Genomic DNA, 13,961 nt, shown 5'->3' on the forward strand with positions numbered 1-13,961 from the left:
ATGACCGTAAGGGGCATACTCACCGTCTATGCAGGCACTGCTCTGTTGCTGGCAGTGCTGTTGCTGGTGAGTGGCAGTCTTGATCACCGTTATCCACTGCCTCTGGAAGAGGATTTCAGCAGTGTGGTAACGGACGTTGCCGGTCAGCCCTTGCGCAGCTTTACCAATGCCAGTGAACAGTGGCGCTACCCCATTACTGACAACCAGCTTGGGGATAACTATAAAGCGCTGCTGATTGGCTATGAGGACCGCTGGTTTTACCGGCATCCCGGGGTAAATCCGCTGGCTATGCTGCGGGCCGGCTGGCAAAACGTCAGTGCCGGGCGGGTGATTTCCGGCGGCTCGACCCTGACCATGCAGGTAGCCCGTTTACTGGACCCTCATGAGCGCAGTTTAAGCGGCAAGCTGAAACAGGTGTTACGGGCTTTCCAGCTGGAATGGCATCTGAGCAAAACTGAAATCCTTAATCTGTATATCAACCGGGCACCTTTCGGCGGCACGTTGTCCGGGGTGCAGGCGGCCAGTTACAGTTATTTTGGTAAACCTGCCAATGCGCTCAGCGATGCTCAGGCGGCGTTGCTGGCGGTGCTGCCGCAGGCTCCCAGCCGCTGGCGGCCGGACCGTTATCCACAGGCTGCCAGGCAGGCCCGCGACAAGGTTTTACGGCGCATGGCTGAATTACAGCTATGGCCACAGGCGCGTGTAGAGGATGCCCTGACGGAGCCGGTGGTTTCCCTGAACCGTAAGGCGGTGCGGCTGGCACCGCTGCTGGCAAGACGCCTGCGCAGCGAGTGCCCTGAATGCGGTCAGATCCAGACCCTGATCCGGCGGGACTTACAGCAAGGTGTTGAAGCTGTATTACGTCAACAGTCCCGGCGCTTTCCGGAGGGAGTCTCTGCTGCAGTACTGGTGATGGATAACCGCGACGGTGCAGTACAGGTTTATGCCGGATCGGCGGACTTTCTGAACAGCGATCGGTTTGGCCACGTAGATATGGTTCAGGCGGTGCGTTCCCCGGGTTCAACGCTGAAGCCGTTCTTATTTGGAATGGCGCTGGAAGACGGCCTGATTCATTCCCAGTCATTGCTCAGTGATGCGCCCCGTTACCGGCAGGCATACCGGCCGGCAAATTTCAGCGGCGGCTTTAATGGCCCGGTCAGTGCCACTGAAGCATTGCAGCGTTCCCTGAATATCCCGGCGGTACAACTGCTGGAAGCCTTTGGTGCCGAACGCTTTGCCAGCCGCTTGCGTAATGGCGGGCTGCAACTGAGCGGCCCCGGTGCCCGGCAGCCAAACGTGGCGATGATTCTGGGGGGCGTGGGTACCACACTGGAAAGTCTGGTGGGCAGTTACAGTGCGCTGGCCCGGCAGGGCAACGCGATCCGGCCAAGGCTGCAGCCGGAGACACCGCAACAGACCCGTTATCTGCTTAGCCCCGGCGCTGCCTGGGTTACCTGGAAAATGCTGGCGGGGCCGTTGAAACGCCTGCAGCGCAGCCAGCAATTTCATAACCGCTGGCCGCTGGCCTGGAAAACCGGCACCAGTTACGGCTTCCGGGAGGCTTGGGCAATCGGTGTGAGCCAGCAGCGAACCATAGGGGTCTGGGTAGGGCGGCCGGACGGCAGTGCTGCGCCGGGATTATCAGGCCGAAGCAGTGCGGCACCCTTGCTGTTTAAAATTCACCGCTTGCTGGGCGGGAGTAAAGAAGCACCCTTGCCAATGCCTGATAATGTGACACAGGAAGCGATCTGCTGGCCGGCGGGCAGCGCGGCTGATGCGCTGCTCAATCAGCAAAATAATAATTGTATGCGCCAGCAGCAAGCCTGGGTGATTGACGGTCAGGTGCCCCGTACCCTGCACAGTGAAGCGCTGCAGCAGACTGTCTGGCTGGACCGGGCCACCGGGTTGCGGGTTGAACCTGCCTGCAGTGATGCCGCCATGCAGCAACAGCGTTACAGCCTCTGGCCACGGCCGCTGGAACCCTGGTTACTGCCGCAATGGCGCCGTGCCGGGCGGTTGCCCGCTGCCAGCTCGGCGTGCCGTTATCTGACCGGTGAACAGCAGGCCATACGCATTACATCTCTGCCGGATGCCGCACAGCTGCTGAGCCGTTCCGGTCAGCTGCGGCTGGATTTGCAGGCGCAGGGCGGTAGTGGCAACCGTTTCTGGTATGACAACGGTCGCTATCTTGGGCGTTCTTCGGCGGGGGGGAAACTGGTCTATAAAGATATCCCCCGGGGTAAGCATCAGCTCAGCGTGGTTGATGAACAGGGTAATGCCGACCGGCTGAGCTTTGTGGTGCGCTGAGATTATGCTGGGACCGGCGTCAGTGGAGTACCTGTTCAGGGCGGTTCTGGCGGCGGTAACCGGAGGGACCCTGATCAAAATGTTTACGGAATACCCGGCCGAAAGCCGCTTCTGACTGATATCCGACCTGTTCTGCAATCGCAATAATGGGGGCACTGCTGTCAATCAGCAGTTGCCGGGCAATCTGCATTCGCCAGTGGGTGATATAGCCCAGCGGTGTCATCGACAGGTTATTGGTGAATTTACTGATGAATGACGTGCGGGACATGCTGGCGATGTCTGATAGTTCTTCGATACGCCAGGGGTGGGCCGGATCAGCATGAATGGCCTGTAATACCTTTGCCAGCCGGTTGTCGGAGAAGCCTGCCAGCACCGGCTGATCAATACCCTCGGTATTCAGATAGACCCGCAGTGCCTGAGTGAAGATGATTTCTGACATTTTCAGCGCCATCAGGTCACTGCCCAGCTTATCGCTGCCAGCTTCTTCTCCGATCATTTTCAGTGCGGTTTCCATCCAGTGTCCGGCGATGGCACCGTAGTTACGGATACGGATATAGGCGGGCAGTGCCTGTATCAGCGGATGGCTGGCATGTTTGTTAAAGGCAAAGTGGCCGCAAACCAGCTGGGTTTCATGGCTGCTGCCCGGCTCGCCATAAACCAGTGTGCCACGGCCGTTAAAGCCGGACTTTTCCAGCATCTGATCCAGGGGCAGTGCCGCGGTTTCTGTTTTCGGGTCACAGTAAAGGGTATGGGGCGCGCCGCGGGTAATGATGATCAGATCCCCCTGTTCCAGTAATACCGGATCTGCCACCCCCGCCACCCGGGCCAGACAACGCCCCCGGTAAGCAAAGTGAAACCGGGAAACATCTTCAAAGGCGGGAACCTGAACGCCCCAGGGGGAGGTAAAGGAGGTACGGAAGTACAGGGTGCCGGCCAGTTGCATGCGGTGCAGAATGTCGCTGAGAATGTCCATAAATCGGTGTCTCCCGGCTTGTCAGAAACGGTGAATATTCTTGTATCTGATCATAAAGCAGCCGGCACTTAAAAACATGAATGACAGCGGAAATCCGGATGATCGGTCAAATGATAGGAATTTTCGGTCATATATCGTACTTTTTCGCTGTTATCTAATGGTGGTGTTCATTATGACGTTAATCACAGAGGACACCGAAATGAAACTGACAGCAGCAATTCTTACACTGGGTTTAATGGCCGGGTTACACAGCAGCGCACAGGCGGCGGACTCCCCGGCAGAGCTGAACGACCTGCAGATTGCCCATGTGGCATATACCGCTGACAATATTGATATCCGTTATGCGCATCTGGCGCTGGCGCTGACGTCAGATCCGGAAATCCGCAGCTTTGCCCGCACCATGATCCGGGATCACAGTGCAGTGAATGAGCAGGCACTGGCATTGCTGGAAAAGCTGAACGCTCAGCCGGAAGATAATTTCCTCAGCCAGCAGCTGAATGCCAATGCGGAAACCCTGATCGACAAAATGAGTCAACTGCGCGATGCAGAATTTGACCGGTTTTATGCCGCTAATGAGCTGGCGTATCACAAGGCAGTGAATGAACTGGTGGAGTTTACTTTCCTGCCCAATATTGATCATCCAGAAGTGAAGAGCTTGTTTGAGGCAGGTCTGAAAATCTTCAAGGTCCATCAGGGCCATGCCGAACACATGGTAGAACAGCTCAATGGCCACTAACCGGCCGGGCCTGCCGGCACGCCGTTACTGGCTGGGCAGCGCCCTGTCAGCCGCCGGATGGCTGGCATTACCGTTACCGCTGAAGGCGCTGGCTGTGACCTCTCATCAGGTTGTGATCAGCAGCCTGGTGTTCGCGCCGCAGCAGATCCGGGCCCGGGCAGGAGACCGGGTCACCTGGCGGAATGATGACATTGTGCCGCATACCGCCACCGCCAGCGATCACAGCTGGGACACCGGTATTATTGAACCCGGACAGCAGGTCACGGTAGAAATCCCGGCAGAGGCCGGGATCCGTTATTACTGCCTTTACCATCCGGCAATGACCGGCCGGATTCGCTGAATACCAGCCCGTACCGGTAATCAGCGAACGGTTATTTAAGCCGGAAATTCAGTACCAGCCCGTTGAGGCGTTCAGCCAGCTGCGCCAGCATCAGGGTGGCGTCTGCGGTTTGCTTGGCGCCCCCTGCGGTTTGCTGTGACAGTTCGCTGATATTGGCGATACTCTGGTTAATTTCTTCAGAAACGGCAGACTGTTCTTCAGCAGCGCTGGCGATCTGAATATTCATATCCCGGATCTCAGTGATCGAGCTGGAAATGTTACTGATGGCGCTGCCGGTATTACCGGCCATTTCAAGAGTTTCCCGGGTTTTGTCACGGCTGCTTTGCATAATACTGACCGCCTGACGGGTACCGTTTTGCAGCTGGCTGATCATGGCTTCGATGTCGCTGGTGGATTCCTGGGTTTTCTGTGCCAGCGAACGAACCTCGTCCGCCACGACCGCAAAGCCACGGCCCTGTTCACCGGCCCGTGCCGCTTCGATAGCAGCGTTCAGCGCCAGCAGGTTAGTCTGTTCTGCAATGCCTCTGATCACATCCATGACGGAGCCAATCTGGGCACTCTGGGTTTCCAGTGCCTGAATTGACTGGGCAGCCTGACTGATATCCTGATTCAGGCTGCTGATGATCTGGTTGGTCTTTTCGGTGACATCTTTTGCCAGCAGGGCTTCCTGGGACGCCGCTTCAGCCGCATCAGATGCGCTGGCCGCACTGCTGGCTACTTCCTGAACGGAGGTCGTCATTTGCGCTGTGGCAGCAGCAACCTGTGCGGACTCTTTCTGCTGTTGCTGAACCACACCGTTGCTTTGCTGGGTGACCACTGAGGTTTCTTCACTGGTGGTGGCGATTTCGTTACTGGCTTCAACAATTTTGCTGATCATTGCCTGCAGGGTGTGGGTCATCTGGCGCATGGCACTGTATACACTGGCCTGCTGTTCGCTGTTGTTAAACTGCCGGGTCAGGTCGCCGGCGGCAATCTGCTCTGCGATCTGACGCATCTCTTTAGGCTCGCCACCCAGCGGCAGGGTGACGGATCGGGCGACTTTCAGTGCCACAATGATGATCAGGGTGATGGCAACCAGCAGAATCAGCACAATATCAATTTTCAGCTCAGTGATGATGGCAAAGGCTTCGGCTTCATCGATTTCGGCGATCAGGGCCCAGTTATGGCCACCGACGGACACCGGTGTATAGGCTGAGAGTACCGGATTGCCGTTATAGTCGTTAATGATGTCTGTACCGGTGTTGCCCCTGATTGCTTCAGTTGTTGCCGCTGTATCGACGCCGTTATCCGCAATGTTGCCGGCAAAGGAGGCTTTAACGGAGTGGCCACGGGGGTCAAGGAAGGAGTCAGAGCGCATCCGTTTATCGTCGCCCACCAGATAGGACTCGCCGGTTTCGCCCATGCCGTCACGTACCTGCATGAAGGTATTAATGGCATTAATGGACAGCTGCAGCGCTACAACTGCGGTTAAGCGGCCATTCTGGTACAGGGGTTTGGCGATAAACGACGCCGGTTCATTGTTGGAAGGCGCATAAGGTGCGAAGTCTTCCAGTACAAACCCACGGCTGTCGCTGGCGTTGCGAAAGGCTCTGGCCAGACCGCTGTCCCGGTAAGGGCCGGTGAGCAGGTTGGTACCGAAATCGGCTTCTCCGGCTTCCGTGAAAAATACCTCGCCGGCCGGGCTGATCAGGAAGACATCGTAGTAGCCGTAACTGCTAACGTATTTGCTGAAGAAATTCTGGCTTTCACCCGGGCGGGGCCGGGTGAGGGGCGTCAGTGCGTCTTCCAGTCCCGGTTGGCTGTCGGTAAAGAGGGCAACGGTTTCGGTCAGCACCGTTATGTCGCCTTCACGTTCAGAGAAGAAGGCTTCAAGCTGCGCTTTTTTGATGCCTCTGACCGCTTCCAGCTGGTGGAAGGCCTGTTGGGATAAGCCGTTACTGGCCAGTGTGAAAGCAATTCCTCCAATCAGCAGGGCCGGGATCATACCCACGAGCAGGAAGATCAGAGTCAGTTTCTGGGTAAGTTTCATGAAGCGTCCTTGGCAAACCGTCAGTTTGTAGGTGTTTTAATTCTGGCGGATTAGTTAAGCTAATGTTAAGGCGCGACATTATCATTCTCATGTGACGCTTGTGCAAAGCGTAAATACTTAATTAGTCGTGTATTTTCGGAGACTGTACCCAATTTGTGTTTTTTATAAAGGCTACAGGTTTTGTAGCCAGAAATGCGCTTTCAAAAGCAGCTTTTGAAAGCTGGCAAGAAGGCAGGGAGGCAATTCAGACGCTGCCTTCTGCCTCGATCACCAGAATACGGGCTTCACCCACCGGGTGGGCGACATGTTCGGTACCCACAGAGGCGTAAAAAACATCGCCGGTTTGCAGGCGGACCACCTGTTCTTCGCCTTGCTGGCGGTAATGCATATCCACTTCGCCGTCCAGCACGGCAAAAACTTCTTCACCGTCATTGATGTGCCATTTGTAGGGCTGGTCAGTCCAGTGGAGCCGGGTGGTGATGCCGTTCATGCTGGCGATGTCCTGTGCACCCCAGGCGCGGTCAGCGGTGAAATTTCTGGCACGGTAGATTTTCATATTTTGTCCTGTCGGGCGGATCGTTGGAAAGGCGGTTACAGTGCCAGCAGGTAACCTTTGCTGCGCACGGTTTTGATGTAGCGGTAGGGGGGCTGATCATCGCTGAGCTTTTTACGCAGGGTGGAAATGCGCAGATCAATAGCCCGGTCTGTACCGTCGAAAGGAATGCCGCGAATGTCCTGATAGAGCTGTTCCCGGGAAATAATTTCACCGGCCCGCTCACAGAGATAGGCCAGCAGTTCATATTCACCGCTGGTCAGTTCCAGCGCCGTGCCTTTAAGACTGGCGGTATAGGTAGCGGGGTTAATATGAATATCCTGAACCGGAGTGTTAGCCGGATAACTGCGGCGCAGCAGGGCTTCAATGTGGGCAAGCAGTAAGTGTGGGCGGACCGGCTTTTGCAGGTAGTTATCCACACCCAGCTGCAGGGACGCTGTGGCGACCATATCATCGTCTTTGGCGGTTAGCATTAACACTGGAATATCACTGGTTTTGCGCAGGTGCCGGCAGATTTCCAGCCCGTCGCGGCCGGGCAGCATCAGATCAAGCACCGCCAGATCGAAGCTGTGCCGGTCGAGTATCTGGCAGGCGTCATCACCGTCATGACAAGAGTGCACAGTGAAGCCTTCTTCTTCCAGGAAGGTCTGCATCATTTCTGCCAGTGGGGCGTCATCTTCAACCAGCAATATGCGGGTCTCGTGCATGGAATTTCTCCTGCTTACAAATGCTTACACTTACACACGTTTTGGTAACGGAAGCGTGCGCTTCGGCTGAGTATCATAGGCTGCAAATGTTAACCGGCATCTGTGACAGATGCCTGAACTGCAGGACACGATGAAAATGTATTCTAAAACGAATCTGACCCTGGCAACCAGCCTGATCATGACAATGTTTCTGAGCGGCTGTGCCAACACCGCCGCCGATTACGAGCCGATCGTTGACGGGCCAAAGGATGCGTTATTTTATGACGATCTGGCAGACTGCAAAAACCTTGCTGAACAGCGTGAATACCTGAACGACGATACCAAGTCTGAAGCCCTGCTGGGCGCCGGTATCGGTGCGGTTGTCGGTGCCATTGGCGGTGATACCGGGGACATTGTTGGCGGCGCCCTGGTTGGCGGTGCACTGAGTGCCGGTGGCCGGGCATGGGACACCCGGGGTGAACGTAAAAATATCGTTCTGGAATGTATGTCCGGCCGTGGTCACCGGGTAGTGGGTTAAACCGTTTCAGCCTGCGCCGCTTCAGGGGATCACCCGGAGGAATAAGATGCGTGACTATTGGTGGGTCATGTTTGGTATTCTGGGGCTGGCATTCAGTCAATGGGTAAGTGGTAGCGATTTATGCGCAGGCTTTTTTTTAAAACAGTTCTCGGCATTTGCGGCATTATTGTGCTGGGCATAATGTGTCTGGTGATATTTGTAATTGAGCCGGCTTTTGAGGAATTCAGCGAGGCTGAATTCAGGGAAGAAAGTTCGCTGGAGCACCGTGTGCTGTATAGCCAGCTGGCGAAGGAACCCTTTGACCGGTGGCAAAACAGCATTGCAACGTACAGCAGTTTTTTTGAACTGACACCTTCTCTGATAAAAGACAGTGAACTGCCCGCCAGTGCCGAATCCTTTACCGCCCCGGATGGCCAGACAGGGTATTACCGGGCCGATGAAGAGAATATGTTTTACAGCTATTTTCCCAGCCCCCGGGCCGGCTGGTTAATTCTCTATGAAGAGGGAGACAGTGAGCTGGTCGATGAAAGCCGTGCTGAGTTTGCGGTGCTGCTACTGTTTGCCGGCCCAATGGTGGTTATCATTCTGTCGATGCTGCTGGGCATCGGTTATCTGCTATATGCCTTTGGCCGGCCTATGCGGGCACTTGAGAAGGCGATAGAGGGGTTCAGTCAGGATACCCGGATTCGTCTGGCGCCAGAGCACGGTAAGCTGATTCCGAATATCGTCATGGCCTTTAACGGGATGGCCCGGCGGCTGGATACAACGCTGACCGAACAGCAGGTCATGATTGCTGCAATTCCCCATGAACTGCGTACGCCGATTGCCCGGATCCGTTTTGCGCTGGATATGTTACGTGGCAGGGAAGGGGAAAAGCTGTGGCAGGGGCTGGAACGGGTCGATGGCTATGTGGATGAATTACAGCAGACCTCCGAGCAGATCCTTGAACTGAGCCGGGTGAATCAGGATGCGTTGCAGATGCAGAGGGTGTCTCTGAACCAGCTGGTTACACAAAGTGCCGGCAGCTATGAAGAGTCTCCGGTAACCTTTACTTTGCCGGAAGAGCCGGTTCAGGTGCAGGGTAACAGCGCCTTATTAAAGCGCGTACTGGGAAATTTACTGGATAATGCGGCGCAGTATCATCACAGCTTTATAACGGTGAATCTGAGCGTTCAGGAAGGGCAGGCTGTTCTCTGTATTGAAAATGACGGTGCACAACTCAGCGAGTCTGATCTTAACCAGCTGTTTCAGCCATTCTACCGGGCTGACAGCAGCCGCAGCCGGCGTTCCGGCGGGCTGGGCATCGGGCTGACACTGGTCGCGCAGATAGTGGCCCGCCACCGGGGGGAAGTATCTGCCGCGCTGATCAGGGCCGGGGTTATTCAGATCAGGATTGAATTGCCGGTCAGCCATTCGGCAGAGTAAATACTGATGGGTGAGTTTGATATCAAATAATGATATCATTTGCCTATGAGCTCGAAGCAGAAACGGATTTTAGCGACGATTTTTTCTGATCCTGTGTCGGCCACAATTGCCTGGAAAGACATTGAACAACTTTTGATTTCACTGGGCTGTGAGTTAGTCGAAGGGAGAGGTTCCCGGGTCAGATTTCATTGCAATGGCGTGATTGCCACATTCCATCGCCCGCATCCCAAAAAGGAAGCCAAACCCTATCAGGTTAAAGATGCCCGGGCGTTTATCCGTCAGTTGGGGGTTAAGTTATGAAAAATTCACTGACATATAAAGGCTATGCGGCCCGGATTGAATTCAGTGCAGAAGATGAATGTTTTATTGGCAAACTGGCCGGTATCAACGATGTGATAGGCTTTCACGGTGACTCCGTTACAACATTAAAGTCTGCCTTTGAAGACGCTGTGGATGATTATCTGGAGACCTGTCAGCAGTTGGGTAAATCCCCCCAGAAACCCTATTCCGGAAAACTGATGTTACGGTTAACACCTGAAATTCATGCCTCGGTTGCCAGAGCGGCTGAACTGAGTGGGATGAGTATTAATCAGTGGGCGGCTAAAGCATTGCACGAACAGGCCGGACAATAATCCGGCCGGTCACTCTCAGAGGGCGAAGCTTTCAGCCAGTTGCTGGCAGGGCTGGTAGCGGATGCAGCTGACTTCATGGTCATTGACCATGCCGGTGGCCTGCATAAAGGCGTAGCAGATGGTGGGGCCAACAAAGTTCATACCGAGCTTCTTCAGTGCTTTACTCATCGCCACTGATTCCGGGGTGGAGCCCGGCACTTCAGTCAGATCTTTCCAGCTGTTCTGCACCGGTTTGTAGTCGACAAACTGCCAGATATATTTTGCAAAGCTGCCGTGTTCTTCCTGCAGTTTGAGAAATACTTTCGCGTTCTTTACCGACGCTTCCAGCTTGCCCCGGTGGCGCACTATGCCGGCATCTTGCAGCATAGATTCAATCTTGGCTTCATCAAAAGCAGCCACTTTTACCGGGTCAAAGCCTTCATACTGATAACGGTAGCCTTCCCGCTTTTCAAGAATGGTACGCCAGCTCAGCCCCGCCTGAGCGCTTTCCAGAATCAGGTATTCGAACAGGGTCTGATCGTCGGTTTGCGGTACCCCCCAGACTTCATCGTGATACTGGGTTTCCAGTTCGGTCGCGGTGGACCAGGCACATCGTTGGCACATGCTATATATCCTTATCTGAAGTCAGGGGCTTATCCGGTGATCAGTGTTTGCTGCCAGGGTTAGGATGAAACATCAGTGGTTGTGCCGGTTCCAGTTCAACCTTGCCGCCCCGGTTAACCCGGGTTTCCATTTCTTCGGAGGGCTGGTCGGAACCGTCCATCGCCATGGAGTCTTCAAAGTCACAGCGCACACATTCGCGGTATTCGCGGCCGTCTGCCCGGTACATCTTCAGGGTGTCCATTTCAGCGCACCGGGGGCATACAGCCCCGGCGATAAAACGTTTAACAATCGTCATAGTGTTCTCAGTTTTGCTGGCTGACGATGCCGGAGTGACGCAGCAGTGCATCAACTTCCGGTGGCCGGCCACGGAAAGCGGTGAACAGTTCCATCGGTTCGCGGGAGCCGCCCATTTCCAGAATATTGCTGCGGAAATCGCGACCTGCCTGCGGGTCAAAGATGCCTTCTTCCTCGAACCGGGAGAAAGCATCGGCCGACAGAACCTCTGCCCATTTATAGCTATAGTAGCCTGCGGCGTAACCGCCGGCAAAAATGTGCGAGAAACTGTGCTGGAAACGGTTAAATTCCGGCGCTTTGATAACGGCAACCTTGCTGCGCACGTCATTCAGCAGCGCCTGAACCTCGGTTTCACCGGGCTGGTATTCTGCGTGCAGACGGAAGTCGAACAGGGAGAATTCCAGCTGGCGGACCATCATCATGCCGGACTGGAAATTCTTCGCTGCCAGCATCTTATCCAGCATGTCCTGTGGCAGGGTTTCGCCGCTTTCATAGTGGCCGGAAATCAGCGCCAGCGCTTCAGGTTCGTAGCACCAGTTTTCCAGGAACTGGCTTGGCAGTTCGACCGCATCCCAGGCAACACCGTTGATGCCGCTGACATCGGCGGATTCGATCTTGGTCAGCATGTGATGCAGACCGTGGCCGAATTCGTGGAACAGGGTGGTGACTTCGTTGTGGGTCAGCAGTGCAGGTTTATCCCCCACCGGTGAATTGAAGTTACAGACCAGATAGGCAACTGGCAGCTGAATGGCACCGTCGTTAAGACGACGGCGTACCCGGCATTCGTCCATCCATGCGCCGCCACGTTTTTTCTCCCGGGCGAAAGGATCAAGGTAGAAACGGGCAATGGTTTCGCTACCCCGGCTGACGTTAAACAGGCGGGCATCTTTGTGCCAGCTGTCAAATTCGGTGACTTCTTCAATTTCAATGTCGAACAGCTTGCCGGTTACCTGAAACAGACCGCTGAGTACTTTCGACATCGGGAAGTAAGGGCGCAGTTCTTCCTGGGAAATAGCGTAGCGATCCTGCTTGAGTTTTTCGCCGTAATAGCTGATATCCCAGGCTTCCAGTTTATCCAGCCCCTGCTGTTGCTGGGCAAATTCGGTCAGTTCTTCCAGTTCCTGACGGGCCACCGGCAGGCTTTTAGAAGCCAGGTCTTCCAGGAAGTGGATAACCTGTGAGGTGTTCTCGGCCATCTTGGTGGCCAGTGAATATTCGGCGTAGTTGGCAAACCCCAGCAGTTGCGCCAGTTCGCTGCGCAGTTCCAGAATTTCGGTCATCAGCGGGGAGTTATCCCATTTACCGGCATGGGGGCCCTGATCGGATGCCCGGGTGGCAAAGGCTTCGTAGACTTCGCGGCGCAGTTCACGGTTATCCGCATAGGTGATTACCGGGAAGTAGGACGGGAAGTCCAGCGTGATCATCCAGCCCTGCTGGTCTTTGGCTTCAGCTTGCTGTTTTGCCGCGGCAATGGCCATTTCCGGCAGGCCGGCCAGTTCGGCTTCGTCGGTCAGCAGTTTGCTCCAGCCATCGGTCGCGTCCATCAGGTTTTCAGAGAATTTTGTGGTCAGCTCAGACAGGCGCTGCTGTAATTCGGCGTAGCGCTGCTGCTCTTTATCTTCCAGAGCTATGCCGCTGAGGGTGAAGTCCCGCAGGGCGTTGTTGATAACCTTTTGCTGGGCTTCGTTCAGCACCGGATAGACATCGGATTCGCGCAGCGCTTTAAATGCTTCATACAGTGGCTGATGCTGGCCCATTTCGGTCCAGTACTGGGATAGCTTGGGCAGACAGGCGTTGTAAGCATCCCGCAGGGCGTCGCTGTTAACCACAGCATTCATATGGGATACCGGCGACCAGGCCTGAGACAGACGGTCGTTCAGGGCTTCCAGCGGGGCGATCAGATTTTCCCAGCTGGGCGCCGTCAGGTTGTTCAGAATGTTTTCCAGTTGCTGACGGTTGTCGGCCAGTAACTGATCAATGGCCGGTTCGATCTGGTCCGGCTGCAGGGTGCTGAACGGCGGTAACAGATTGTTTTGCAGCAGAGGATTCGACATACACTAGCTCCGGTAAATAAGAAATCGCCTTGCCTGATGCTGGCCGGGCTGTTCCGGCTGAAGATGGTGGCAGGCCTGTTCTCTTCTATGTAAGGGCAAAAAGACTTTTTTCAATCAGGGACTTGGTCTTATGATTGTGACAAATAACCTGGGTTCCGTTGCCGTCATATTCGTTATCAGTGGCAAGCGGTAATCCTGATACAGCAGACAGGGGTATAACAGCATGAATGTACGCACTTTCCAAGGTATGACGCCAAAATTAGGGGAACGGGTATTCGTTGATCCCAGTGCGGTTGTGCTGGGGGATGTTGAACTGGGGGATGATGTATCCGTCTGGCCTCTGACGGTCATTCGCGGTGATATGCACCGGATCAGGGTTGGCGACCGCACCAGCGTGCAGGACGGTTCCGTCCTGCATATTACCCACGCCAGTGATTACAACCCGGGCGGTTATCCGCTGCTGATCGGCTCTGACGTCACCATCGGGCATCAGGCCATGCTGCATGGCTGTACCATCGGTGACAGGGTGCTGATCGGCATGGGGGCAATGGTGATGGACGGCGCCGTGGTGGAAGATGAAGTGATCATCGGGGCCGGCAGCCTGGTGCCGCCGGGCAAAACACTGCAAAGCGGCTATCTGTATGTGGGCCGGCCGGTGAAACAGGTACGGGCGCTGACAGAAAAAGAAATCAGCTTTTTTACCTATACCGCCGGAAATTATGTGAAGCTTAAAGATCAGCACCGTGAAGAAGCATACGGTGAATAACAGGCCGTGAATACAGGGATGCCCG

At 55.2% G+C, this 13,961-nt stretch carries 15 protein-coding genes; 8 read left to right on the top strand and 7 right to left on the bottom strand.

The window, feature by feature from the left end:
* Positions 1 to 2,307, top strand: coding sequence for a penicillin-binding protein 1C (gene pbpC / locus PCI15_RS01065; RefSeq protein WP_271272522.1), 2,307 nt, complete (start codon positions 1 to 3; stop codon positions 2,305 to 2,307).
* 19 nt (positions 2,308 to 2,326) lie between these two features.
* On the opposite strand, the gene PCI15_RS01070 is transcribed toward pbpC, so the two are convergent.
* The gene (locus tag PCI15_RS01070; protein WP_271272523.1) at positions 2,327 to 3,280 is read right to left on the bottom strand and encodes an AraC family transcriptional regulator; all 954 of its coding nucleotides are present in this window, start codon (positions 3,278 to 3,280) and stop codon (positions 2,327 to 2,329) included.
* Between the two features lie 172 nt (positions 3,281 to 3,452).
* Between PCI15_RS01070 and PCI15_RS01075 the strand changes: the two genes are divergently transcribed.
* Together PCI15_RS01075 and PCI15_RS01080 are read left to right on the top strand one after the other, a co-directional pair.
* On the top strand, positions 3,453 to 4,016 hold the full coding sequence (locus PCI15_RS01075; protein ID WP_271272524.1) for a DUF4142 domain-containing protein: 564 nt from the start codon (positions 3,453 to 3,455) through the stop codon (positions 4,014 to 4,016).
* Positions 4,006 to 4,356 carry a plastocyanin/azurin family copper-binding protein gene (locus PCI15_RS01080; protein WP_271272525.1) on the top strand — a complete coding sequence of 117 codons (351 nt, stop codon included), beginning with the start codon at positions 4,006 to 4,008 and terminating at the stop codon, positions 4,354 to 4,356. Before PCI15_RS01075 ends, PCI15_RS01080 begins: the two co-directional genes overlap by 11 nt.
* Before the next feature lie 31 nt (positions 4,357 to 4,387).
* On the opposite strand, the gene PCI15_RS01085 is transcribed toward PCI15_RS01080, so the two are convergent.
* The 3 genes from PCI15_RS01085 to PCI15_RS01095 all read right to left on the bottom strand — a co-directional run bounded on the left by PCI15_RS01085 (position 4,388) and on the right by PCI15_RS01095 (position 7,645).
* Positions 4,388 to 6,385 carry a methyl-accepting chemotaxis protein gene (locus PCI15_RS01085; RefSeq protein ID WP_271272526.1) on the bottom strand — a complete coding sequence of 666 codons (1,998 nt, stop codon included), beginning with the start codon at positions 6,383 to 6,385 and terminating at the stop codon, positions 4,388 to 4,390.
* Positions 6,386 to 6,629: 244 nt separating this feature from the next.
* Entirely contained in the window at positions 6,630 to 6,941 is a 312-nt protein-coding gene (locus PCI15_RS01090; RefSeq protein WP_271272527.1) for a cupin domain-containing protein, read from the bottom strand.
* Between the two features lie 35 nt (positions 6,942 to 6,976).
* Positions 6,977 to 7,645 carry a response regulator transcription factor gene (locus PCI15_RS01095; protein WP_271272528.1) on the bottom strand — a complete coding sequence of 223 codons (669 nt, stop codon included), beginning with the start codon at positions 7,643 to 7,645 and terminating at the stop codon, positions 6,977 to 6,979.
* Positions 7,646 to 7,781: 136 nt separating this feature from the next.
* Here PCI15_RS01095 and PCI15_RS01100 point away from each other — a divergent pair, with 136 nt between their 5' ends.
* The 4 genes from PCI15_RS01100 (at position 7,782) to PCI15_RS01115 (ending at position 10,219) form a co-directional block, all read left to right on the top strand.
* Positions 7,782 to 8,162 (top strand): hypothetical protein, encoded by a 381-nt coding sequence (locus PCI15_RS01100; RefSeq protein WP_271272529.1) that lies wholly within the window; start codon positions 7,782 to 7,784, stop codon positions 8,160 to 8,162.
* Positions 8,163 to 8,282: 120 nt separating this feature from the next.
* Positions 8,283 to 9,587, top strand: a complete 1,305-nt coding sequence (locus tag PCI15_RS01105; RefSeq protein WP_271272530.1) for a sensor histidine kinase — start codon at positions 8,283 to 8,285, stop codon at positions 9,585 to 9,587.
* A 45-nt stretch (positions 9,588 to 9,632) separates the two neighbouring features.
* A complete protein-coding gene (locus PCI15_RS01110; RefSeq protein WP_271272531.1) occupies positions 9,633 to 9,887 on the top strand; it encodes a type II toxin-antitoxin system HicA family toxin in 255 nt (84 codons plus the stop codon).
* A complete protein-coding gene (locus PCI15_RS01115; protein WP_271272532.1) occupies positions 9,884 to 10,219 on the top strand; it encodes a type II toxin-antitoxin system HicB family antitoxin in 336 nt (111 codons plus the stop codon). Before PCI15_RS01110 ends, PCI15_RS01115 begins: the two co-directional genes overlap by 4 nt.
* 15 nt (positions 10,220 to 10,234) lie before the next feature.
* Here the strand turns inward: PCI15_RS01115 and PCI15_RS01120 are convergent, their stop codons facing one another.
* Genes PCI15_RS01120 through prlC form a run of 3 tightly spaced genes read right to left on the bottom strand, consistent with a single transcriptional unit; the run spans position 10,235 to position 13,170 of the window.
* Positions 10,235 to 10,822, bottom strand: a complete 588-nt coding sequence (locus tag PCI15_RS01120; RefSeq protein ID WP_271272533.1) for a DNA-3-methyladenine glycosylase I — start codon at positions 10,820 to 10,822, stop codon at positions 10,235 to 10,237.
* 40 nt (positions 10,823 to 10,862) lie between these two features.
* Positions 10,863 to 11,117 (bottom strand): YheV family putative zinc ribbon protein, encoded by a 255-nt coding sequence (locus PCI15_RS01125; RefSeq protein ID WP_271272534.1) that lies wholly within the window; start codon positions 11,115 to 11,117, stop codon positions 10,863 to 10,865.
* Positions 11,118 to 11,124: 7 nt separating this feature from the next.
* Positions 11,125 to 13,170 carry an oligopeptidase A gene (gene prlC, locus PCI15_RS01130; RefSeq protein ID WP_271272535.1) on the bottom strand — a complete coding sequence of 682 codons (2,046 nt, stop codon included), beginning with the start codon at positions 13,168 to 13,170 and terminating at the stop codon, positions 11,125 to 11,127.
* A 223-nt stretch (positions 13,171 to 13,393) separates the two neighbouring features.
* On the opposite strand from prlC, the gene PCI15_RS01135 reads away from it, so the two are divergent.
* On the top strand, positions 13,394 to 13,936 hold the full coding sequence (locus PCI15_RS01135; RefSeq protein ID WP_271272536.1) for a gamma carbonic anhydrase family protein: 543 nt from the start codon (positions 13,394 to 13,396) through the stop codon (positions 13,934 to 13,936).
* The last annotated feature ends 25 nt before the right edge of the window (positions 13,937 to 13,961 follow it).

The sequence above is a fragment of the Aliamphritea hakodatensis genome (assembly GCF_024347195.1).
In the GTDB taxonomy this organism is placed as follows: Bacteria; Pseudomonadota; Gammaproteobacteria; order Pseudomonadales; family Balneatricaceae; genus Amphritea; species Amphritea hakodatensis.